This is a genomic window from Flintibacter sp. (assembly GCF_046973065.1).
In genome coordinates, this window is the sequence record NZ_JBKVXZ010000049.1 from 1 (window position 1) to 22,356 (window position 22,356).

Sequence of the window (22,356 nt, forward strand, 5' to 3'; positions counted from 1 at the left end):
GCACAGACTATATTTTCATTCTCAGCTGTGATGGCATTTCATGAGGCGTTGACAAGGGAATAGGGAATTTAGCGCAAAGCACTGACGCATCCATCCCATTGCCCAGCTGCCACGGCTATGCCAGAGTAGGCGGTGTCATTTCAACCGCACATCTTTTAAATTTCCAATTTGTAGGCCCCAGTGGGCCGAGGCAAGAAGGACTGCGGAACTTGTCTTAATTCCGCCGGGAGGTCACAGAAATCTTGCAGGAGGGTGTCCCTCGTAATGGGGGGCTGGGGGGCAGATGACTGTGAGCGTCCGCTCCGCGAAGGCGCTCACCGGAATCAACCCCCGGGGCATTTTTGGTTCCTTTTTGGGCAAACAAAAAGGAACCCGCCCCGCAGGGCGGAACTCTCTAAAACAAAAAATAAGCGCCGTCCAAATGGACGGCGCTTATAATGCAGTTTGTTAGATCACAAATTACTTGTGGTCAACAGAGTACATGTGCTTGATCAGCTCCAGAACCTTGTTGGAGTAGCCGATCTCGTTGTCGTACCAGGAAACGACCTTCACGAAGGTGTCGGTCAGAGCGATACCAGCCTTGGCGTCGAAGATGGAGGTGCGGGTGTCGCCCAGGAAGTCGGAGGAAACCACGTCCTCGTCGGTGTAGCCCAGAACGCCCTTCAGCTCGCCCTCGGAGGCCTCCTTCATGGCGGCGCAGATCTCCTCGTACTTGGCGGGCTTCTCCAGGTTGACGGTCAGGTCAACAACGGACACGTCCAAGGTGGGAACACGCATGGACATACCGGTCAGCTTGCCGTTCAGCTCGGGGATAACCTTGCCCACGGCCTTGGCGGCGCCGGTGGAGGAGGGGATGATGTTGCCGCAAGCAGCGCGGCCACCGCGCCAATCCTTCAGGGAAGGACCGTCAACGGTCTTCTGGGTAGCGGTAACAGAGTGAACGGTGGTCATCAGGCCGTCCTTGATGCCCCACTTGTCGTTCAGAACCTTGGCGATAGGAGCCAGGCAGTTGGTGGTGCAGGAAGCGTTGGACACGAAGTTCATGTCGGTGGTGTACTTGTCCAGGTTGACGCCGGTGACGAACATGGGGGTGTCATCCTTGGAGGGGGCGGACATGACGACCTTCTTGGCGCCAGCGTCCAGGTGGCCCTGAGCCTTCTCCTTGGTCAGGAACAGGCCGGTGGACTCCACAACGTACTCAGCACCCAGCTTGCCCCAGGGCAGATCAGCGGGGTTGCGCTCAGCAGAGACAGGGATCTCCTTGCCGTTCACCACGATGGCGTTCTCGGTGTAGCCGATCTCAGCCTCGCAGCGGCCATGCATGGTATCATACTTCAGCATGTAAGCCAGGTAGTCGGCGGGGCACAGATCGTTGATGCCTACGATCTCGATCTCGGGGTGATTCAGGCTGGCGCGGAACACCATACGGCCGATACGGCCAAAGCCATTGATGCCAACTTTAATGCTCATGTTGAATTTCTCCTTTTCTATCCTAAATTGACCCCCCATGGGGTTATTCCTGTGGTCAGGGTTATTATATCCCGATTTAACCCGTTTTGGTAGTGTCTTTTTTCATATATTTTAGAGAATTTTTCCGGTAAAATTAGCAATAGAGCAGGGATAAGCGCTGGCTTATCCCTTTTTTCTTGGCCTAAGAAGGCTTTAGTCCCGGCCTGTGCTCCTTAAGGCCGCTCCAGAGCGCCACGCCGCCGCCGTTTTGGCCTCCGATTTTTCCCATTTTGCGCCAATTTTCCTCTTCTTTCCCTTGTTGTCTCATCCACTTTTTGATATACTGATTTTTACAATCAAGAAGTGGTTGATTTCCGTATATCCTTTAAGAGAGAAAGCCCGGCCCAGCGCCGGTTTCTGTTCTGCCGCAGTTTGATTCTACGGCCAGGAGGTTATTATGTCCCAGTCCAATTCCACTGCCCTGGAGCGGCTGCCTGAGGGGGCTATCCAGCTCTGCCAGGGCCGCATCCATGCGTTTAACCGGGCCGCCGGAGCCCAGTTCCCTGAGCTGGCCGTGGGAGACCAGCCCCCCGCCTTTTTGGCTCCCGCCCTGGGAGACCAGACCGCGGGTGTCTTTCTCCACCAGGGGGTGGAGTATGTCTTCAGCCGCACCCCCCAGGACTGCTGCCAGCTGCTGCTGGTCCACCCCTCCTCCCAGTCCGCCCTGACCGACCGCCAGCTGGACGGCTTTGTGCGTCAGATGCGCACCTTTATGCAGGAGATGCTCCTGCCGGTCCAGCTGCTCTCCGACGATCTCTCCCGGGCAGGAGGCGATCCATCAGGCCAGGATGCCGCCTTCCAGAAAACCTTCTGCCGGATGCACCGGCTGCTGTCCAACCTGGACTATCTGCGTTCCCTGGGCTCGTCCCAGGCCTTCTTCCAGCCCATCACCATGGACCTGGTGGGGCTGTGCGGCCGTCTCAGCGATGAGGCCGCCTCCCTGCTGGAGGGCGCCGGGGTGACCCTCACCTTCCGCTGCAACAGCAGTTCCCTGCTGATTCCCGGCGACCCGGATCTGCTGTCCAAGCTGATTCTCACCCTGCTGTCCAACGCGGCCAAGGCCGCTCCCCAGGGCTCGGTCTTCCTCACCCTGCTGTCCAACGCGGCCAAGGCCGCTCCCCAGGGCTCGGTCTTCCTCACCCTGGCCCAGCGCCGGGACCGGGCCATCCTCTCGGTCACCGACAGCGGCCAGGATTTTGCCCAGGAGGATCTGGACACCCTCTTCCCCTCTCCCCTGCCCGACGACCGCATTCCCGATCCCCAGGAGGGGGCAGGCATGGGGCTGGCTATCGCCCGGCACATCGTGGCCCTCCACAAGGGCACCATGCTGTTGGAGCGCCGGGAGAGCGGCTCACTGCTGTCGGTGGTCTCTCTGCCCACCGGACCGCTGGACACTCGGCTGCAGGTCCAGTCCCCCCGCATCGAGGACACCGGCGGGCTCTCCCCTGTGTTGGTGGAGCTGTCCGACGTGCTTCCCCAGTCCATGTTCCGCACGGAAGATTACGATTAAAAAAACGCGCCTTTCCCAATGGAAAGGCGCGGTTTTTTGATTTTATCGGTGGTAGAGCTTGTTGCTCTGATACTGGGGCTCGCAGGTGAGCTGGAGACCCAGCTTCTTATAGGTCATCTCGTCGGGGGGAGAGAGCATAACGGAGCAGTGGGCCTGGCAGCCCTTCAGCTGAGCCAGCGACCGCAGGGCCTGGGCGGCCTTGGGGTCGGCGTTGGCGGAAGAGGCCAGGGCGATGAGCACCTCGTCGGAGTGGAGCCGGGGATTGTTGGAGCCCAGGAACTTCACCTTGACGGTCTGGATGGGCTCGATGGCGCTCTGGGCGATCAGGTGTACCCCGTGGCCGCCCACGCCGGAGAGAGCCTTCAGCGCGTTGAGCAGGGCGGCGGCGGAGCAGCCCATCAGCTCGGAGGTCTTGCCGGTGACCATCTGGCCGTCAGGCAGCTCGATAGCCATGGCAGGCTCGCCGGTTTCCTCGGCCAGCTGATTGGCCTGAGCCACCACACTGCGCTCCGCGGTGGTCACTCCCGCCTGCTGCATCAGCAGCTCCAGCTTGTACACCGCGTGGTCCACGTCCTTGCCCTGGCGGCGCTCACACAGGGCGTCGTAGTAGCGGCGCACGATCTCCTGCCGGGCCGCATCCTGGCAGGCCTCGTCATCATAGATGCAGTTGCCCGCCATATTTACGCCCATGTCGGTGGGAGACTTGTAGGGGCAGGTGCCGGTGATCTTCTCAAACATGGCCGACAGGACGGGGAATACCTCCACGTCCCGGTTGTAGTTGACGGTGGTCTCCCCGTAGGCCTGGAGATGGAAGGGGTCGATCATGTTCACGTCGTCCAGGTCGGCGGTGGCCGCCTCGTAGGCCAGGTTCACCGGGTGCTTGAGGGGCAGGTTCCAGATGGGGAAGGTCTCAAACTTGGCATAGCCGGCAGTGACACCCCGCTTGTGCTCGTGGTAGAGCTGGCTCAAACAGGTGGCCATCTTGCCGCTGCCGGGGCCGGGAGCGGTGATCACCACCAGGGGGCGGGTGGTCTCCACATAGTCGTTCTTGCCAAAGCCATCGTCGGAGACGATCTGGGCAATGTTGTGGGGATAGCCGGCGATAGGATAGTGGCGGTACACCCGCACCCCCAGGCTCTCCAGCCGCTTCTGGAACAGGTCGGCGGCCTGCTGGCCGGCGTACTGGGTCACAACCACGCTGCCCACGTACAGATCCATGCCCCGGAAGGCATCAATGAGACGCAGCACGTCGCTGTCGTAGGTGATGCCCAGGTCGCCCCGGACCTTGTTCTTTTCAATGTCGGCGGCGTTAATGACCAGAATGATCTCCGCCTTATCCTTCATCTGGGCCAGCATGCGGATCTTGCTGTCCGGCTCAAAGCCAGGCAGCACCCGGCTGGCGTGAAAGTCGTCAAACAGCTTGCCGCCAAACTCCAGGTACAGCTTGCCCCCGAACTGGGCAATGCGCTCCTGGATGTGCTGGGACTGCATGGTAAGATATTTTTGGTTGTCAAAGCCCTGTCTGGTCATACCGTCACCTCGTCATAGTTTACCCCCGGCGGGCAAGGTGGCCTTTCGGCGCGGACAGATCTTAAGTCTGCTTGTTCCACCGAGGGTTGATTGCAAATGATTTCAAAAATATTCAGCCTTTATTTTATGCTTTTCGGCATGGCCGCGTCAAGTGGTTTGCCCGAAAGAGTTGACCAGACCGAGGGGTAAGTTTTTGTGAAAAAAGCGGGTAGTATTCCCGGTTATTTTATGATAAAATGTAAAAACTATCCCCTTTTTTACGAAAGCTTTACGTTACCCCCGGGGCGTCCCGGGGGCTTTTTCCGGGAAATTTGCCCTTGGAGGTGCCCTTATGCTTTCTGAACAATTGCTGCATACCCTGCTGATCGTCTGCCCCCTGGTCTTTTTGGGCGGACTGGTGGATGCGGTGGCCGGCGGCGGCGGACTGATCACCCTGCCCGCCTATCTGCTGGCCGGCCTGCCCCCCCATGCCGCCTCTGCCACCAATAAGTGCGGCAACGTGTGGGGTACCCTGCTGGCCACCTACCGCTTCCTCAAGCGGGGTGAGGTCCATCTCTCCAGCGCGGTGTGCGGCGGCGTAGGCGCTCTCATCGGCGCCTGGGCCGGAGTCAAGCTCAACATGATCATGCCGGAGCGTTACCTCTATTATCTGATGCTGATCATCGTGCCGGTGATGGCTGTTTTCCTGCTGTTCAAGCGGGAGTTTGGCACCGAGGACCACTCCCATGAGCTCTCCCCCCGGCGGCTGCTGATCCTGTCTCTGGGAATCGGGCTGGTCATGGGCTGTTACGACGGCTTCTTCGGCCCCGGCGCAGGCACCTTCCTGATGCTGGCCTTTACCGGGCTGTGCAAATTTGACCTGCTCACCGCCTCGGGCAACACGAAAGTGGCTAATTCCGCTTCCAATGTGGCCTCGCTGGTCACCTTTGCCCTGGCCGGACAGGTGGTCTGGTCCGTAGGCATCCCCGCTGCCATCTGCGGCATCGCGGGAGGCTATGTGGGTTCCGGTCTGGCGCTGAAAAATGGAGCGAAGGTCATCCGGCCCATGTTCTTTGTGGTGCTGGCCCTGCTCACCATCCGCCTCATTTACGACCTACTTTTTTCGTGAAAAAAGTAGGCAAAAAAGCTTCCTGCAAAGCTTCGCTTTGCCTCTGCGCCCGTTACGAAAAGAAACCGTGGGAATGACATGCTTCGTCGCTCCCACGGTTTTTATATTTTTCACCTGGGATATGGCCGGGACTCCTCGGTCAATCCGATGATGTAATCCACACTGGTATCAAAAAACAGCGCCAATTCCCGCAAGGCTGGAATAGGAATGTTTAGTCGCCCCAGTTCATAGTCCGAATAGGTGGTCTGATGCACCCGTAGTACCTCCGCCATCTCCCGCTGAGAGAGATCCCGGTCCTCCCGCAATGCCCGTAAATGCTCCAGCATGTGTATCACCTCACCGCTATTATGGGGTGATACCTTCCCACACATTGACTTTTAAGGGATATTCCCTTAATATGGTGTCGAGGTGAGCGATATGCAGTCTGAAAAAAAGAGCGTTTCTCTGGTGCTTCCCCTGGATGTTTATCAAAAAATCTGTATTTTGGCCCAGCAGTCCAACCGCAGCACCGCAGGGTACATCCGTCAGGTGCTGATTTGTCACCTTCGCTGTCTGGATGCCGGGGTCTCCTATCCCCCAGGACTACTTTAACTTTTTCCTCCGTCCGCGCTTCCTGCCCAGCCGCCACAGCTATTTCAGTGTAGGCGGTGTCCGTACAGCGCAGACACTTTAAATTTCCCCCGGGTAGGGCCTAAGGCCCGAGGCAAGAAGGACCAGCCACTCAAATTTTTCCCGCCGGACAGTCACCGCCAAGGAATCAGGAGGGCGTCCCCCGTAATCAGGGGGCTTGGGGGAAAGGTGACTATGAGCGCCCGCTCCGCGCAGGCGCTCATCGGAGCCGTCCCCCAACGCATCTTTGGTTACTTTCTGTGCGAGCAGAAAGTAACATCGTTTCTGGCCACCTCACCCCTTCAGCCCCAGCAGTACTTGGGACACGCTCTGAGCAAACAGCCGTGCCCCGGCCAAGGCCTCGGTGAGTGTATTTCCGTGTCCCCCTACCTCTACCAGCAAAGAGCCGGTGGACAGGTTCTGGTTATACCGGCTGTTGCGCAGCACAATGGGCCGGGCCAGGGTCACATAGTCGGAAATCAGCTCCTGTTGATATCGAATTGCCAGAGCCAGGTTGTCGATCCAGTAAGGGTGGGAAGCTCCGCCGCCGTCGGTGCCCACCACCAGCATGACCTGAGCCACTTTTTCCCCGTTTTCCTGGCTGACCAGCTTATAGATGGAGCCGTCGTTTCCCACCAAGGCATCCCGGTGGACATCCAGAATGATTTTTATGGAGGGGTACTTGGCCAGCCAGTCCTTCACCGCCGCGCCCGAGCGGTCATAGGCCCCGTTATAGGCGGGATAGTCATACAAATTGGTGTCGTGGATGACCTCAAACCCGTTTTCCCGAAAAATTTGGGCCATCTCCTCCCCCACCCGCACCATGTTGCGGGTACAGTCGGTGGTGCGATAGGAATCGCTCTCCTGGTAGGTGAGCCCGTCGCTCTGGGAGTAAGCCTCGCTGCCGTGGGTATGTAAAATCAGAATCTGAGGGCCTTCTCCCAGTGTAAAATGGACCATTCCCGCAGAAAATACCGATTCATCCAGGCTCTTGCCTGTGCGGTTATAGAGGTACACCCCATTTTGGCTGAGGTACTGCCCTCCCTCCTTTCCTACACCGGTCATCTCCAGGATTCCGTCCTGAGACACCGGCGGCTGAAGGGGCGTATCCACCTGGTCATCGTCGTCTGGAGCCTCTTCCGGTTCTGTGGAGGGCTCCGACGAATCCGACGAGCCCTGCTGCTCCTGCTGCTGGCCCTGAATTTGGCCTTCCACCTCGTCCTGTCCCGCCGAGAGCAGGGCGGACTGCCCCACCAGCAGTCGGTTCCAGCCTGTGAGACTCCCCTGCACGGTCTCTTCGGGCAGAGAGCCCAGCTGGCTCTCCAGCAGAGCAACCGCTACCGCCGGGCGGTCCGCCCAGGTGCGCAGCACCTCTGTTACCCCCGACAGGTCGGCGGTCATCGTCACCCCCCACACTGCCACCGCCGCCAGACCAAGCCCCACGCCGCGGCGCATTGCCCGCTGCCAGTGGTTTTTTCTTCCTCGGTTTGCCATGGTACCACCCCTTATCCTGCGTGTCACTTCTACTGTATGTGCGGGGTGGGGGAATTATGTTTACAAAGCATTCTGCCCTGCGGGGCGAACCCTAGAGGCGAAGCGAAGCTTCGTATAAAGCTTTTTTGCTTCCTTTTTTCACGAAAAAAGGAAGTGGGAGCGACGGAATCCGTCACTCCCACAGGAAAACTATATTACAGGCAAAGAGGCAAAGCTAAGCTTTGCAGAAAGTTCTTTGCCAAGCTTTCTTTCAAGAAAGCGGAGCTTTTTTGCTTACTTTTTTCTCCGAAAAAAGTAAGTTAGCACTTCTCGAAGATGGTAGCAACGCCCTGGCCGCCGCCGATGCACAGAGTAGCCAGACCCTTCTTGGCGTCGTCGCGCTTCTGCATCTCGTGCAGCAGGGTGACGATGATACGGGCGCCGGAAGCGCCGACGGGGTGACCCAGAGCGATGGCGCCGCCGTTGACGTTAACCTTGCTCATATCAAAGTGCAGCTCACGAGCCACAGCGATGGACTGAGCGGCAAAGGCCTCGTTGGCCTCGATCAGGTCCATATCCTCGATCTTCAGGCCGGCCTTCTCCATAGCCTGACGGGAAGCGGGCACAGGACCCACGCCCATGATCTTGGGATCCACGCCGCCCTGGCCCCAGGAGACCAGCTTGGCCATGGGCTTCAGACCATACTTCTCCACGGCCTCGCCGGAAGCCAGCACGATGGCGGCAGCGCCGTCGTTGATGCCGGAGGCGTTGGCAGCGGTAACACGCTGGACGTGCTTCTTGGTGTCGGCCTCATGGACCTGGGTGACCTCAAAGGTGTGGACGATCTCGTCCTCCACGCCCTCGGGACCCACGGGGAAGGCGCCGCGCAGCTTGGAGATACCCTCGGCGGTCACACCGGCGCGGGGGAACTCGTCCACCTTGAACTCCACCATTTCCTTCTTCTTCTTGATCATGATGGGCACGATCTCGTCGTCGAAGCGGCCGGCCTTCTGAGCAGCCTCAGCCTTGTTCTGAGAGGAAGCGGCGAACTCGTCCAGCTCCTCGCGGGTGATGCCCCACACGTCGCAGATGTTCTCGGCGGTGGTGCCCATGTGATAGTTGTTATAAGCGTCCCACAGGCCGTCCTTGATCATGGTGTCCACGACCTTCTTGTCGCCCATGCGGGCACCCCAGCGCTCGTCAGGCAGAGCAAAGGGAGCAGCGGACATGTTCTCGGTGCCGCCGGCCAGGACCACATCAGCATCGCCGGCCAGGATGCTGCGGGCGCCCTCGATGACGCTCTTCATACCGGAGCCGCACACCATACCCACGGTGTAAGCGGGAACCTGGAAGGGGATACCGGCCTTCACAGCGGCCTGGCGGGCAGGGTTCTGGCCCAGACCAGCGGTGAGGATGCAGCCGAACATAACCTCGTCTACCTGCTCGGGCTTCACGCCGGCGCGGTTGAGGGCTTCCTTCATGACCACAGCGCCCATCTCAGCGGCGGGCACATCCTTCAGGCTTCCGCCAAAGGAACCGATGGCGGTGCGGCAGCAGTTGACAACATAGACTTCTTTCATCGCTCTGTTACCTCCAAAAATGTGTTGTGGCGTCATAAGGCGCCCTTCGTTCCGCTCTTGACTGCATTATATCGAAGGAATCTGGAAAAATCAATACAATTTTTTGTGCTTTCTGGCCTCCTTTCTGTCTGAGAGTGACAAATTCACGCCATTTTAAGCAAAGTTGAGAACTTTTCCTCCGGTAATTCGTTAAATTTTTGACAAAATAATTTTTTGCCTGTTTTTTCTCTTTCTCAAAAAAATCACCGGCCTTCTCCCACAGCGGGAGAAGGCCGGTATTTTTTGCTTTTACTCGTGGAGAATGGGGAATACAGTCGTGTTCCATCCGGCGTACTGCGTCAGCCAAGCTAGCGTATTTTCCGCGTTGGGGGTAAGGGTAATGCGCAGATCGGTGCTGTAACTGCTCCCAGCCTCGGAGACACTGTTTCTCGAGGGCACCTCAAAGACAAAGACCAGGTCGGTAACGTAGGTATTTTCCTGGCGCTGCTGGTCGTCAAAGAGGTAACGCACCCCGATGGTGCCCGCGTCAAAGTCGGCGCGCACGGCCTTCCAAAGCTCCTGCAGCTGGGCGTTGGAGGCTCCCTCCAGGTAGAAGGGCTCGTTGGTATCCGTCTCCGTCTGTCCGCTCTGGGTACCGGCCCGGTCCAGATAGGCCTCCACCAGACGATACTTCTCAAAGCGGTCAAAGTCGTACATATCCTCCACCGCGTCCCGGTCCTGAGCAATCTGATTCAGAGCCCAGGTCACGGTACCCTCTGCGTTCAGGTCCTCCATGTGGATGGGGATGTCGTAGTAACAGCGGCGCACAGTACGGCCGTCGGTCAGGGTGTAGGTCACATCCAGGCAGGTGTACTCCTCCCCACCCTGATAGTGGGAGCTGCTGGTGTCCACCGTGTCCCGGTGGTCCAGAACGGCCTGATGCAGAGCGACAATCTTTTCGATCTGTCCGGGGTCGGTGACCTGGTAGCGGGTGGAGTCTCCGCTGTCGTAGGGATAGTTGATGCGGCAATCTACATCCACGGAGGCCACTTCATCCGCCTGGGGCCCCCAGGCAGTAATGCCCATTACATCGGTAAGACAGGCCACACACAGCACCGCCATGACCACAAAGCTGGCTGCCGCACCCTTCCAGTATTTCAGCACCCGGAAGGACTTGCACAGCAGCATCCGGGCTACAAAGTAGCCCACCACAGCCCATACCACCACGCATACCGCCAGGGAGAGCCGGTTTCTCCATCCGAAGAAGGCAATGGTGTAGACGCCGAAGCACAGTCCGGAGCAGAAGGCCACACCATACAGAAAGACGGGCCGCACCAGGCGCACGGAGACCACGTCCCCCGCCGACTCCACCTGCCGCTTCCGGTACACCAGCAGGGCCAGCACCGCCAGCACCACACCGGCGGCGGCGTAGGCGGCTACGGTACCGGGGCTCAGCAGGTACCACTCCCCCGTGGTGGCGGTCATTCCATTCACCGTCTCCTGTACCGGATCCCACTCCACAGCCTCGGTAAGGGGCCAGATTGGGGTAAGAATCTGGGCCAAAGCGCTTCCCCGGCCGCTGTGCATGGAGAGCCCGAAGAAGAAATCGCTCAAAACTCCGTTGATCAGCATATTGAGGACATAGGCCAGCATGTTTAAAATCCCGTAGAAGGCAGGCAGTGCCAGGATATGTCCGGTAAACATGGCGCAAAACGATGCAAAGGAGAAGAAGAACAGGCATACTCCGCTCTGTACCAGCAGCCAGATGCCCAGGCTGGCCAGGGAGGTTCCCCAGCATTTCTGAGCCACCAGGGGCAGCTCCACGGCCAGGGTGATGCCCGCCACCACCAGGTTGGGCAGCAGGGCAAAGGACAGTCCCGCCAGATACTGGGTGCCGAACAGGGTCTCTCGGCGCAGAGGCAGGGCATGCATCATGCAGGCGGAGCGGTTGTTGTAGAGGTAACCGAACACCGCCATGGCGCACAGCACCCCGTAGCCGCAGGCCACAAACACCCCAAATTGCAGGGTATTGGGGATGTCTCGGGCATACTCTACCAGGCGGTTAGTCAGCTCCACCGAGGACACGGAGGCACCTCTCATAGAGAAGTAGTTGTTCAGCAGGTTAAAGGGGAGCAGAAACAGCCACATCAGGCCGTAGGCCACCCACAGAGGCCAGAACCGCAGCATGGTCTTGCGGTAGAGGGTGGAATTAAAGAACGATGTCCCGGACCGCATAGTCCTCACCCCCCAACTCATAAATAAAGATCTCCTCCAGATTTAAAGGCAGCATTTCCATCAAAATGGGATTCAGGGCCGCCATGCGCTCCTTGATCTGGGCGGGGTCGCCCCGGACGATGAGGGTATACACCCGGCCAATCTGGCTGGTGTGCAGCACGTTCAGCCCCTCAGGCATCGGAGGCAGGCCGGGCTCCTGGAAGGCCAGCTGCAGCTTGATGATGTTGTCCTGGAGTTCGGTGAGAGAGCGCTCCAGCAGCACTTTGCCGTGGGACAGGATGCCTACATGGTCGCACACGTCCTCCAGCTCCCGCAGGTTGTGGGAGGAAACCAGCACGGTGGTGCCCCGCTGGGCCACGTCGCCCATGAGCAAAGACCACACCTGCCGCCGCATCACCGGGTCCAGGCCGTCCACCGGCTCATCCAGCACCAGCACCTTGGGCTGGCAGCACAGAGCCAGCCAGAAGGCGGACTGCTTCTGCATGCCCTTGGACAGGCGGCGGATGGGCTGGTTCTCGTCCACCTCGGGGAAGGCCTCCCGCAGGGCGTCGTAGCGTTTGTCGTCAAACTGGGGGTAGAGACCCCGGTAAAACTTCATCATGTCCCGGGTAGAGGCAGAGTTGAAGTAGTAGAGCTCATCCGGGATGGCCGCCATCTCCGCCTTAATGGCCGGGTTTTCATACACATTCTGGCCGTGGACCAGGATAGAGCCGGAATCCGGCCGGTAGATGCCCATAATATGGCGCAAAATGGTGGATTTGCCCGCTCCGTTGGGCCCCACCAGGCCGTAGATGGAGCCCTCCTCCACCTTCATGGTCAGGCCGTCCAGTGCCCGGAAGCCGTCAAAGCTTTTGACCACGTCGTTGATCTGGATCATTGGGCCGCTCCCCCTTTCAGATTTGCAATACGGGTGCACAGTGCGTCCCTTGTCAGCCCCAGGTACAGCAGCTCCGCTGCCGTCTGGTCAAAGGTGTGCAGCAGCCGCTCCTGCCGTCCCCGGTCTACACCGGTATGCTCCGCCACAAAGGACCCCTTCCCCGGCACCGAGTACAGGTATCCCTCCGCCTCCAGAGCCTCATAGGCCCGCTGAATGGTGTTGGGGTTGATGGCCAGGGTGCTGGCCATCGCGCGCACGGAGGGGAGCTTCTCCCCCTGGACCAGAGCCCCCGTCACCACAAGGCGGCGCAGGCCGTCCCGCACCTGTTCATAGATGGGGCGGGCGTCCCGATAATCTAAGCTTAACATTACGCCCTCCTTTCCGTCTGCCCGTGGGCAAACTGTATGGTCTGTATTAGTACACTAAGTGTATATGTGGGGCCGGGGAAAGTCAATTAAGAAGGGTTTAAGATTTTCTTATGTTCAAGCAGGGTTCCGCCCTGCGGGGCGGGTTCCTTTCTGGATCACCAGAAAGGAACCAAAGAGTGACTGGGGGCTGCTTCCGGTGAGCACCTTGCCTGCGGCGGTGCTCACAGTCATTGCCCCCAGACCCCCCATTATGGGGGGACGCCATCCTGGAAGATAGGCACTTGCGTCCGGCGGCTCCGAAAACAAGACCTTGCGTCCTTCTTGCCTCGGCCCACTGGGGCCTACTGGGTGGAAATTTAAAGTATCTGGGCTGTACGGACACCGCCTACACTGGCAAAGCCAGGATAGCTGGGCAGTCGTTGGGGCATTTGCCCGACGACTGCCGCACCAAACAAGTAGGGACGCACCAGGCGGTGTGCGTTAGAATACAAAACAACTAAATTTTGATAGCAAAAGGGCCTAAGGCCCGGGAGTAGAAAGGCGCACGGTCAAAATTTAGGCCGCCGGAAAGTCTGTAACAACCAAAGGGACACGCCCCCGTAGACAGGGAGTCCAGGGGGACGACGCCTATGAACACCCGCCTGCGGCGAGGTGTTCATCGAAGGAGTCCCCTTGGCGCATCTCAAGGTGAATTGCCCCAAAGGGGCAAGAGAAGGTGGCCTGGGCCATTGGTTACTTTCTGTGCGAGCAGAAAGTAACACCGCCCCCCTGCGGCCAAAGGTCACCAAAACACAATTCTAATGATTTATCCCCCTTCCCCCCTTCCCCCGAAAAAAAGAACGTGTTATCATAGGGTCACCAGACAAAAGGAGGTATTTTCCCTATGTTCTCTTCCATTGGTCTTATCGGCGCGGGCACCATGGGCTCCGCCGTTCTCCAGGCAGCTGCCAAGGGCGCTCCCGATGCAGCGCTCTATTGCTCCAACCGCACTCCCGCCAAGGCTCAGGCCCTGGCTCAGGAAGTGGGCGGCCAGGCTGTGGACAACGCCGCCGTGGCCCGCACCTGCTCTCTTATCTTCCTGGGGGTAAAGCCCCAGATGATGGCGGGTGTTCTGGCCGACCTGGCCCCTGTTCTTGCTGCCCGCACCGACCGTTTCGTGCTGGCCTCCATGGCCGCCGGTCTGGACGGACAGGCCATCCAGGGCCTGGCCGGTGGCAAGTACCCGGTCATCTGCCTGATGCCCAACACCCCCGTGGCCGTAGGCGCGGGCGTGGTGCAGTACTACGGCGTAGACACCACCCAGGAGGAGCTGGACGCCTTCCAGGCACTTATGGCTCCCGCCGGGCTGGTGGACCCCATTGAGCCCCACCTCCTCCCCGCCGCCAGCGGCGTGTCCGGCTGCGGCCCCGCATTCTGCGCTCTGTTCATTGAGGCCCTGGCCGACGGCGGAGTGGCCTGCGGCCTGCCCCGTGCCAAAGCCCTGGCCTATGCCGCCCAGATGGTGGAGGGCACCGCCAAACTGATGATGGAGAAGGGCCTGCACCCCGGCCAGCTCAAGGACGGGGTCTGTTCCCCCGGCGGCACCACCATCCAGGGTGTGCGTGTGCTGGAGGAGCGCGGCTTCCGCGCCGCCGCCATGGATGCGGTGATCGCAACCTTTGAAAAAAACAAGGAGCTGGCCAAATAAGTTCCTATTCCTGATATGAGGGGGTTTATTCCATGAGAATCGTTGTAAAAGTCGGCACCTCCACCCTGGCCCACGCCACTGGGCGGTTGAACATCCGCCACGTGGAGGAGCTGGTCAAGGTGCTGTCCGATTTGAAAAATGCCGGCCATCAGGTCATTCTGGTCTCCTCCGGCGCCATCGGCATGGGCGTGGGCAAGCTGAACCTGCCCGGCAAGCCCTCCGACATGCCCACTAAGCAGGCTGCCGCCGCTGTGGGCCAGTGTGAGCTGATGTACACCTACGATAAGCTGTTCCTCCAGTATAACCACACCGTGGCCCAGGTGCTGCTCACCGGCGAGGATGTGGACCACCCCGAGCGCCGGGAGAACTTTGAGAACACCATGGAGCGCCTGCTGGAACTGGGCGCCCTGCCTGTCATCAACGAGAACGACACCATCGCCACCGCCGAGATCAAGGTGGGCGACAACGATACCCTGGGCGCCATCGTGGCCTGCTGCACCAAGGCCGACCTGCTGGTGCTTCTCAGCGACATCGAGGGCCTGTACACCGCCGATCCCCGCAAGGACCCCAACGCCAAGCTCATCCCCACCGTGGAGGAGGTCACCCCGGAGATCGAGGCCCTGGCCGGCGGCGTAGGCTCCAGCCTGGGCACCGGCGGCATGGCCACCAAACTCCGGGCCGCCAAGATGGTTATCGCCCAGGGCTGTGACATGGTCATCACCAACGGTGAGCACCCCGAGCGGCTCTACGACATTGCCGAGGGCAAGGACGTGGGCACCCGCTTTGTGGCTCATAAGGCCTGATTTTCAATACGTTTCGTATTGCAATTTCTATTATCTACATTTTATCATCACTCTTCGGGATAAAATCCGGCTGTTTCGGTCCGGAGAGTGAGTCAAAGGAGGTCGTACGATGACGACATTGGAACTGCTGGAAAAGGCCCGCGCTTCCAAGGGGGCTATGTCTCTGGCGGACACCGAAACCAAAAATAACGCTCTGCTGGCCATGGCTGACGCGCTGATGGAGCATCAGCAGGCCATTCTCACCGCCAACCAGGCCGACCTGGAGGCCGCCCGCGGCACCGTCTCCGAGGTCATGCTGGACCGGCTGGCCCTCAGCCCGGAGCGTATCGCAGGCATGGCTCAGGGCATCCGGGAGGTGGCCGCCCTCCCTGACCCGGTGGGCGCCGTTCTCCAGCGGGTGGAGCGCCCCAGCGGCATCGTGGTGGAAAAGACGGCGGTACCCATGGGTGTCATCGCCATCATTTACGAGAGCCGCCCCAACGTCACCTCTGACGCCGCCGCCCTGGCCCTGAAGGCGGGTTCCGCCTGTGTGCTCCGTGGCGGCAAGGAGGCCCACCGCTCCGCCGCCGCCATTGTGGAGGCCCTGAAGGAGGGGCTCCAGCGGGTGGGCCTGCCTGCCGACGCCCTCCAGCTGGTAGAGGACACCACCCGCGCCTCCGCCAATGAGCTGATGACGGCCAGCGGCTATGTGGACCTGCTCATCCCCCGTGGCGGCGCGGGCCTGATCCGTGCCTGTGTGGACAACGCCACCGTACCGGTCATCGAGACGGGCACCGGCATCTGCCACGTCTATGTGGACGGCCAGGCCGACCAGGCCATGGCCCTGGACATTCTGGAGAACGCCAAGTGCTCCCGCCCCAGCGTGTGCAACGCCTGTGAGGTGTGCCTGGTGGACGAGACCATCGCCGGGGAATTTCTCCCCAAGCTGCAAAAGCGTCTGACCCAGGACCGCGCGGAGCGCGGCCTGCACCCCGTGGAGCTGCGCCTGGACGAGGCCGCCCAGGCCATCATCTCCGGTACGCCCGCCGGGGAAAAGGACTTTGATACGGAATTTCTGGACTACATCCTGGGCGTCAAGGTGGTAAAGGGCGTGGGCGAGGCCATCGCCCACATTGCCGCCCACTCCACCGGCCACTCCGAGGCCATTGTCACCGCCGACGAGAAGGCCGCCCGAGCTTTCCTCAACCAGGTGGACTCTGCCGCCGTCTACTGGAATGCCTCCACCCGCTTTACCGACGGAGGCGAGTTTGGACTGGGCTGCGAGATGGGCATCTCTACCCAGAAGCTCCACGCCCGGGGCCCCATGGGGCTCCAGGAGCTGTGTACGTATAAGTACATCATCCGGGGCACCGGTCAGACCCGCTGATTGTTTGGAGAGTCGGCTCTTTCCGCCATTTTCCGGGTGACAAAATCTCCTGTTTGGAGGTATAATGAAGGTGGGAAAAGGGGACCTTTTCCCACCCAGTTCTCCGCGCTCCGGCGCGGAGCCCAGCTGGATCTTGATGTACCATCCACCCTTGTGATTTTGGAAAGGACTGATTCCAATGAACCACTACATGAAGGAGTTCTGCCAGACCACCGGGGAACTGTTAGGCTCTGAACAGGTACGGATGATGGGCCGCTGGTGCCATCATAACCGCATCACCACCCTGGACCACTCCCTGTTTGTGGCTTACTGGTCGTTCCGCGCCGCCCGGGCTCTGGGCCTGGACGAGACCGCTGCCGCCAGAGGCGGACTCCTGCACGATTTGTACCTCTACGACTCCCGTGACAAGTCGGCCCACCCGGGCTGGCAGTGCTTTGACCATCCCCGGGCCGCCGCCCGCAATGCCCAGGAGCTCACAGACCTGAGCGACAAGGAGCGGAATATTATCCTCTCCCATATGTGGCCCTTGGGCGGAGCGCTGCCCCGGTCTATGGAGGCCTGGCTGGTGGATGTGGTGGATACCCTGTGCGCCGGTTTGGAGCTCAGCGGCATCTATGACCCCAGCCGCCTGCGCCGCCGCCTGGGCGTGGAGCCCATCACCGAAGTCAGTGAGGAACCCGCCCCCGCTTTCTTGTAAGAAAGCGGAGGGGAGTTTACACAGCAGTTCCTCCGCCTGAGTGCGGACATGCAGCTTGTTGGCATTGTCCAGCACAAATTCCAGATGCATCTGCGCCTGCTGCCATTTCTCCCGCTGGTAGCAGTAAACCGCCAGTGCCATATGGGCTCCCACCTTCTCCCGCAGGCACTCCGCCCGCTCCAGATCCTGCTGGAGCAGAGGCTCCAGCTGTGGAGGCGCCGCCTGCATCAGCGCAAAGGAGCGCCGCTGATTCATGACCCGGTCCACCAAAGCCCGCTGCTTGGCCCGCATCTTGGGCTTCAGCGCAGTGAGTTTCTCCGCCACCCACTCCTGCCGGGGATCGCCGGATGGCAGGGCCGCGCTCCAGATCAGCAATGCACTGGCGTTCTTTACCAGTTTGCGGTGCTCTGCCACATGCTCCAGTACCTGGATCGCCTCCTGATGCCGGCCCAGCAGAGACAAAGCATAGCCCTGATAGACGTGAAAGATCATATTGGAGGGATTCTGGCGGCACACCGTGCTGCACAGCTCCAGCAGAGGCTCCGGGTCGCAGTGGTTATCCATGTACTTCACGGCCCGCCAAAGGAGCAGGCGGGAATACCAGTTGATGGCCGCTCCGCCCAGCAGCATCCACGTCCAAGTCAGCAGCAAGGCGGAGATACGCTCCTCCAGAGAGGCCTCTGCGGGCAGAGTGGACAGCAGCCACAAAAACGGGGGCACGCACCAGATCCAAAAGGCCAGGCTGGCGTGATTTAAAATAAAATTGCGCATGCCGGAATCCTCCAAAAGAAAATGAAATGATGTGAGGCAACCATACCACACATCATTTAAATAAACCCATATAAATCTTTAAGAAATGGAAAATTTTATCCGTTGAACTTATTCATGGCGCGGTCTGGACCCTCTTTGATATAGCACTCCACCGCGTCGGCGCAGCGCTCCACGGCGGCGGCAATGGCCTTGCGGTCCTCACCCTGGAACTTGCCCAGCACCCAGTCGGCCAGATCATAGTCGGGATGGGGCTTTTTGCCCACACCCACCCGGATGCGGGGGAACTGGTCGGTGCCCAGGTGCTGAATGATGCTCTTAAGCCCGTTGTGTCCTCCAGCGGAGCCTCCCTTGCGGATGCGCAGCTTTCCCACGTCCAGGGCGGTGTCGTCGGAGATCACTATAATATGCTCCGGGGGGATTTTATAGAAGTCGGCGGCAGGGCGCACCGCCTCGCCGGACAGGTTCATATAGGTCACCGGCTTCATCACCAGCACCTTTTCCCCGGAAATGGTGAATACATTGGTCAGGGCCTTGAATTTCAGCTTCTGGATGGGCAGGCGGTACCGCTCGCCCAGCTGGTCAGCCACCATAAAGCCCACATTGTGGCGGGTATTCTCATACTGGTCCCCGGGGTTGCCCAAGCACACCAGCATCCAGGATGCTCCGCCGGAACTGCGATGGAAAAACATGCTATCCCTCACTTGCTGCGTAAAATGCACTGGGGCGGGCAAATGCCCGCCCCAGTGGGATACGGAAAATCAGGTAAACAGGCGGGAAACGGAAGTCTCCTCGTAGATGTGGCTGATGGCCTCGGCAAACATGTGAGCCACAGAGATATAGCGGATCTTGTCGCACTTCATGCCGGGCTTGGGGGGAATGGTGTCCAGGAAGACCACCTCGTCCATGACGCTGTCGGTGATGCGCTGGACAGCGGGGCCGGAAAGCAGGCCGTGGGTAGCCACAGCGGTAACGTCCTTAGCGCCGCCGATGTCCACCAGAGCCTTGGCAGCGTGGCACAGGCTTCCGCCGGTGTCCACCATGTCGTCCAGCAGGATGACGTGCTTGTCCTTTACGTCGCCGATGATGTTCATGACCTCAGAGGAGTTGGCCTTCTGACGGCGCTTATCCACGATGGCCAGAGGCATGTTCAGCTTCTGAGCGAAGGCGCGGGCGCGAGCCACGCTGCCCACGTCAGGAGAAACCACCATGGTGTCGTCCTGGACAGCGGCGAACTTGCGGAAGCACTCGCTGACAAACAGAGGAGAGCCCAGCAGGTTGTCCACCGGGATGTCGAAGAAGCCCTGGATCTGGTTGGCGTGCAGGTCCATGGTCAGCACCCGGTCGGCGCCGGCGCGGGTGATCAGGTTAGCCACCAGCTTGGCAGAGATGGGATCGCGGGGCTTGGTCTTGCGGTCCTGACGGGCATAGCCAAAGTAGGGGATGACGGCGGTGATGCGGCCGGCGGAGGCGCGGCGCAGCGCGTCGATCATAATGAGCAGTTCCATCAGGGCGTCGTTTACGGTGTGCATCTTTCCGTCCTTCTCAAAGGGGCAGGTGGACTGCACCACAAAGACGTCAGACCCGCGGACGGTCTCGTAGATGGAGGCAAAGTTTTCGCCGTCGGCGAAGGAGCCTACCTCAGAATTGCCCAGGGGTACCCCGAGTTCCTGGCAGATGGCCTTGGCCAGGTTGGGGTTCGAGTTGCCCGTGAAAATCTTGATGCTCTTCCCGTGTGTGATCATAATCAACTTCCTTCCGTTTTTCGTGGAGCGGCCCGTGGGCCTTGCTCCGTGTTCCTGTACCTTCTCCTGTAAATGACTGCATGAAAAAGATTCTGGACGGCTGAAAAAACGCGGGCCGGCCGCCGTTCCAGGTTCTCGGCGGAGAACCGGTGCCGACAGCCTTAACTTGAACCGGCGCCGGCATTGCGCCGGAGCCGAAGATGCTCTTGATCCGCGCAGGCCCGGCAGGTAAAACGCCCACCAGCCTTTGACCAGGTAAAAGGTCGGGATTGGCAAAGCCATTATAGCATACCTGAACGGAAAATTTGACCCCCTCCAGGGGATTTTTTTCAAAAACTTTCGTTTTCTTCACTTTCCTCCAAAAAGGTAGGAAAAAGGAGTGGGAACAGCAGGGCAAACTGTGCACAGCGACGAGGGTTTTTGTATAAAGCGCATTCTTTTAACAATATCCTTTCTATTAGTTTGCCCATTTTTCAGGGGAAAAAACCGCCTTTCCGGGTGGTAAACATTTACGTAAAAAATGGGAGCGACGAAATACGTCACTCCCATGAAAAATCTTTCCTGCGGGCGCAGAGGCGAAGCGGAGCTTCGCACAAAGTTCTTTTGCCTACTTTTCTTTCAAGAAAAGTAGGTGGGAGCGACAGGATACGTCACTCCCACCGGAAATTTTACTTACAGGCGCAGAAGGGAAACGAAGTTTCCCATAAAGTTCTTTGCCAAGCTTTCTTTCAAGAAAGCGGGTTAGGGTTCTCCTTCCAGGAAGTAGCTGGCCTCCATATCGGCGGTGGCCAGGGCGAATGCCAGCGGATACTTCTGAAACGCCTGGCCCACCGTTCTGGAATCCTCCGGCCCAGAGAAACCCATATGCCAGCGGATGGCCATGGCCTCCTCCCGGGTCAGGCGGATATAGCCGTTGGCAATGTACACGCTCTTCTCCCCGTGACCATAGGGCAGAGGGTCGTCAAAGGTGTAGGTGGGCACCTTCTCCCACTGGCCGGTGGCGTCGTTCTTCACGTTCCGGAATCCCTTCTTATAGCACCCGCTCTTGCACAGATCGTGGAGCAGTGCCACCACGGCCACCGTCTCCTCGCTGTACTCTAGGCCGTAAAGCTCCTGCACCCGCTCCCGCTGGAGGTAATCCACCAGGCAGTGGTACACGTTCAGGCTGTGCTCGCACAGCCCGCCCTCACAGGACAGATGATACCGCGCCGAGGCAGGTGCGGTGAAAAAGTCGCTTTTGTGCTCCAAAAAATTCAGCAGCGCGTCGGCGCCGGGACGGGTAATCTTCTCCTTGAACAGCTCAATAAATTCCTCTTTTCCGGACATAGGCTCCTCCTGTGACCCGCTTGCGGGTGGTTTTTTCCTATTCTACCACACCGCCGCTTCAAACGGAAGCGCCACTGCTCCTAATCCATATTTCTCAGATACGCCTCCGCCCCATAGCGCAGGCAGCGCTGCAGTCGCCGCTCCCCCCGCTTGATGGTGCGGGATATGGTGGACCGGTCCACCCCCAGCCGCTCCCCGATCTCCCGCATGTTATACCCCTGGGCATAATACATCAGCAGCGTCTGCCGCTGGCGCTCGGTCACATCCTCCTGGAGCGCCCGGATGAGGTTTCGCTTGAGACGGCTGATCTCCTTGCTGTTGTCGGAGGCCATCTGCATGCTGTACAGAGCCATGTCGGCGGCGTACAGCTTTCCTCTCCTATAACGTGTATTTGGCATTTCGGCGGTACCCCCTCTCATAGTAGCGCTCTGTGAGCACAGCCAGCTCTCTGGCCTCCCGCAGCATGGTGGACAGCATGTGGATGCGGTGCTCCAACACCAGCCGCTGTTTTTCATTTCGGGTCCGCTCCAGCACCGCCTCCAACTGACAGATGCGCAGATCCAGCATCCGGGCATGCTCCCGGTACTCCACAGACAGTTCCAACAGGGTCATGACTCTCTCGCTTCCTCCTCTTCTTCCCGCGCGGCACACTCCGCGCAGATGCTCCGTCCCTCCCGCCAGACCATCCGGTCCCAGCGGTACTGCTCCCCGCCGCAGCAGGGACAGTAGGCCGCCGGAGGCGCCTGCTGCACATCCCGCAGCGGCAGAAGCAGGGAATTTCTTTGGCTCTGGGCCGTGTAGGACCCCCCCTTTCTCCCCTTCAAAAAAATTTTTTCAATTTTCAAAATCGGGCTTGACAAAGTGTACGTTCTTTGGTAAAATGACACCTGCTGTTGGACAGCACTCTTGATGCGCTGGTGTAGCTCAGCCGGTAGAGCAGCTGATTTGTAATCAGCAGGTCGGGGGTTCGAATCCGTCCACCAGCTCCACAATTTCATATCTGGAGGAGTTCCCGAGTGGCCAAAGGGGGCAGACTGTAAATCTGTTGCGTTAGCTTCGGTGGTTCGAATCCACCCTCCTCCACCAAAAATCCTGAATGCGTCAGCGTTCAGGATTTTTTCTTCTTCCCTCTTCCTTCTTACCCGCTTGTTCGCATTCAGGATTTTTGGAGGGAAGAAGTAAAAGG

22 protein-coding genes and 2 tRNA genes are annotated in these 22,356 nt (G+C 59.4%); 9 read left to right on the forward strand and 15 right to left on the reverse strand.

The window, feature by feature from the left end:
* Window positions 1-459: 459 nt before the first annotated feature.
* Window positions 460-1,470, reverse strand: coding sequence for a type I glyceraldehyde-3-phosphate dehydrogenase (gap, locus tag ACLTXB_RS14490; RefSeq protein ID WP_428227485.1), 1,011 nt, complete (start codon window positions 1,468-1,470; stop codon window positions 460-462).
* A gap of 436 nt (window positions 1,471-1,906) precedes the next feature.
* On the opposite strand from gap, the gene ACLTXB_RS14495 reads away from it, so the two are divergent.
* On the forward strand, window positions 1,907-3,019 hold the full coding sequence (locus ACLTXB_RS14495) for a sensor histidine kinase (RefSeq protein ID WP_428227486.1): 1,113 nt from the start codon (window positions 1,907-1,909) through the stop codon (window positions 3,017-3,019).
* A gap of 42 nt (window positions 3,020-3,061) precedes the next feature.
* Here ACLTXB_RS14495 and ACLTXB_RS14500 read toward each other — a convergent pair whose 3' ends face one another.
* Window positions 3,062-4,549, reverse strand: a complete 1,488-nt coding sequence (locus ACLTXB_RS14500; RefSeq protein WP_008982267.1) for a DUF1846 domain-containing protein — start codon at window positions 4,547-4,549, stop codon at window positions 3,062-3,064.
* A 331-nt stretch (window positions 4,550-4,880) separates the two neighbouring features.
* On the opposite strand from ACLTXB_RS14500, the gene ACLTXB_RS14505 reads away from it, so the two are divergent.
* The gene (locus tag ACLTXB_RS14505; RefSeq protein WP_428227487.1) at window positions 4,881-5,657 is read left to right on the forward strand and encodes a TSUP family transporter; all 777 of its coding nucleotides are present in this window, start codon (window positions 4,881-4,883) and stop codon (window positions 5,655-5,657) included.
* A gap of 110 nt (window positions 5,658-5,767) precedes the next feature.
* Here ACLTXB_RS14505 and ACLTXB_RS14510 read toward each other — a convergent pair whose 3' ends face one another.
* The gene (locus ACLTXB_RS14510; RefSeq protein WP_235398141.1) at window positions 5,768-5,983 is read right to left on the reverse strand and encodes a helix-turn-helix domain-containing protein; all 216 of its coding nucleotides are present in this window, start codon (window positions 5,981-5,983) and stop codon (window positions 5,768-5,770) included.
* A 91-nt stretch (window positions 5,984-6,074) separates the two neighbouring features.
* Between ACLTXB_RS14510 and ACLTXB_RS14515 the strand changes: the two genes are divergently transcribed.
* Window positions 6,075-6,248 (forward strand): hypothetical protein, encoded by a 174-nt coding sequence (locus tag ACLTXB_RS14515; RefSeq protein ID WP_235398139.1) that lies wholly within the window; start codon window positions 6,075-6,077, stop codon window positions 6,246-6,248.
* A gap of 312 nt (window positions 6,249-6,560) precedes the next feature.
* Here the strand turns inward: ACLTXB_RS14515 and spoIIP are convergent, their stop codons facing one another.
* The 6 genes from spoIIP to ACLTXB_RS14545 all read right to left on the reverse strand — a co-directional run bounded on the left by spoIIP (window position 6,561) and on the right by ACLTXB_RS14545 (window position 12,778).
* Window positions 6,561-7,760, reverse strand: coding sequence for a stage II sporulation protein P (gene spoIIP / locus ACLTXB_RS14520; protein WP_020989956.1), 1,200 nt, complete (start codon window positions 7,758-7,760; stop codon window positions 6,561-6,563).
* Window positions 7,761-8,059: 299 nt separating this feature from the next.
* Complete coding sequence (locus ACLTXB_RS14525; protein ID WP_020989957.1) at window positions 8,060-9,319, reverse strand: acetyl-CoA C-acetyltransferase; 1,260 nt, start codon at window positions 9,317-9,319, stop codon at window positions 8,060-8,062.
* 7 nt (window positions 9,320-9,326) lie between these two features.
* On the reverse strand, window positions 9,327-9,644 hold the full coding sequence (locus ACLTXB_RS14530) for a hypothetical protein (RefSeq protein ID WP_428227488.1): 318 nt from the start codon (window positions 9,642-9,644) through the stop codon (window positions 9,327-9,329).
* Window positions 9,608-11,554 (reverse strand): hypothetical protein, encoded by a 1,947-nt coding sequence (locus ACLTXB_RS14535; protein ID WP_428227489.1) that lies wholly within the window; start codon window positions 11,552-11,554, stop codon window positions 9,608-9,610. The genes ACLTXB_RS14530 and ACLTXB_RS14535 overlap by 37 nt, the downstream gene beginning before the upstream one ends.
* Complete coding sequence (locus ACLTXB_RS14540; RefSeq protein WP_428227490.1) at window positions 11,508-12,410, reverse strand: ABC transporter ATP-binding protein; 903 nt, start codon at window positions 12,408-12,410, stop codon at window positions 11,508-11,510. The genes ACLTXB_RS14535 and ACLTXB_RS14540 overlap by 47 nt, the downstream gene beginning before the upstream one ends.
* Window positions 12,407-12,778 (reverse strand): GntR family transcriptional regulator, encoded by a 372-nt coding sequence (locus ACLTXB_RS14545; protein ID WP_008982274.1) that lies wholly within the window; start codon window positions 12,776-12,778, stop codon window positions 12,407-12,409. Before ACLTXB_RS14545 ends, ACLTXB_RS14540 begins: the two co-directional genes overlap by 4 nt.
* An 883-nt stretch (window positions 12,779-13,661) precedes the next feature.
* Here ACLTXB_RS14545 and proC point away from each other — a divergent pair.
* The 4 genes from proC to ACLTXB_RS14565 all read left to right on the forward strand — a co-directional run bounded on the left by proC (window position 13,662) and on the right by ACLTXB_RS14565 (window position 17,331).
* Window positions 13,662-14,465 carry a pyrroline-5-carboxylate reductase gene (proC, locus tag ACLTXB_RS14550; RefSeq protein WP_428227491.1) on the forward strand — a complete coding sequence of 268 codons (804 nt, stop codon included), beginning with the start codon at window positions 13,662-13,664 and terminating at the stop codon, window positions 14,463-14,465.
* A gap of 32 nt (window positions 14,466-14,497) precedes the next feature.
* On the forward strand, window positions 14,498-15,268 hold the full coding sequence (gene proB, locus ACLTXB_RS14555; RefSeq protein WP_428227492.1) for a glutamate 5-kinase: 771 nt from the start codon (window positions 14,498-14,500) through the stop codon (window positions 15,266-15,268).
* 109 nt (window positions 15,269-15,377) lie between these two features.
* Window positions 15,378-16,634: a glutamate-5-semialdehyde dehydrogenase gene (locus ACLTXB_RS14560; RefSeq protein ID WP_428227493.1), complete on the forward strand. Its 1,257-nt coding sequence runs from the start codon at window positions 15,378-15,380 to the stop codon at window positions 16,632-16,634.
* Between the two features lie 247 nt (window positions 16,635-16,881).
* Window positions 16,882-17,331 carry an HD domain-containing protein gene (locus tag ACLTXB_RS14565; RefSeq protein ID WP_428227502.1) on the forward strand — a complete coding sequence of 150 codons (450 nt, stop codon included), beginning with the start codon at window positions 16,882-16,884 and terminating at the stop codon, window positions 17,329-17,331.
* Window positions 17,332-18,197: 866 nt separating this feature from the next.
* Here the strand turns inward: ACLTXB_RS14565 and pth are convergent.
* The 6 genes from pth to ACLTXB_RS14595 all read right to left on the reverse strand — a co-directional run bounded on the left by pth (window position 18,198) and on the right by ACLTXB_RS14595 (window position 21,922).
* Window positions 18,198-18,791 (reverse strand): aminoacyl-tRNA hydrolase, encoded by a 594-nt coding sequence (gene pth / locus ACLTXB_RS14570; RefSeq protein ID WP_428227494.1) that lies wholly within the window; start codon window positions 18,789-18,791, stop codon window positions 18,198-18,200.
* A gap of 69 nt (window positions 18,792-18,860) precedes the next feature.
* Entirely contained in the window at window positions 18,861-19,844 is a 984-nt protein-coding gene (locus ACLTXB_RS14575) for a ribose-phosphate pyrophosphokinase (protein WP_008982281.1), read from the reverse strand.
* 741 nt (window positions 19,845-20,585) lie between these two features.
* Window positions 20,586-21,170: a hydrolase gene (locus ACLTXB_RS14580; RefSeq protein WP_428227495.1), complete on the reverse strand. Its 585-nt coding sequence runs from the start codon at window positions 21,168-21,170 to the stop codon at window positions 20,586-20,588.
* Window positions 21,171-21,250: 80 nt separating this feature from the next.
* Window positions 21,251-21,568, reverse strand: a complete 318-nt coding sequence (locus tag ACLTXB_RS14585; protein ID WP_020989961.1) for a sigma-70 family RNA polymerase sigma factor — start codon at window positions 21,566-21,568, stop codon at window positions 21,251-21,253.
* Window positions 21,549-21,782: a hypothetical protein gene (locus tag ACLTXB_RS14590; RefSeq protein ID WP_008982284.1), complete on the reverse strand. Its 234-nt coding sequence runs from the start codon at window positions 21,780-21,782 to the stop codon at window positions 21,549-21,551. The genes ACLTXB_RS14585 and ACLTXB_RS14590 overlap by 20 nt, the downstream gene beginning before the upstream one ends.
* Window positions 21,779-21,922, reverse strand: a complete 144-nt coding sequence (locus ACLTXB_RS14595) for a hypothetical protein (protein ID WP_428227496.1) — start codon at window positions 21,920-21,922, stop codon at window positions 21,779-21,781. Before ACLTXB_RS14595 ends, ACLTXB_RS14590 begins: the two co-directional genes overlap by 4 nt.
* 161 nt (window positions 21,923-22,083) lie before the next feature.
* On the opposite strand from ACLTXB_RS14595, the gene ACLTXB_RS14600 reads away from it, so the two are divergent.
* Together ACLTXB_RS14600 and ACLTXB_RS14605 are read left to right on the forward strand one after the other, a co-directional pair.
* A tRNA-Thr gene (locus ACLTXB_RS14600) sits at window positions 22,084-22,159 on the forward strand.
* Window positions 22,160-22,172: 13 nt separating this feature from the next.
* Window positions 22,173-22,256, forward strand: a tRNA-Tyr gene (locus tag ACLTXB_RS14605).
* The last annotated feature ends 100 nt before the right edge of the window (window positions 22,257-22,356 follow it).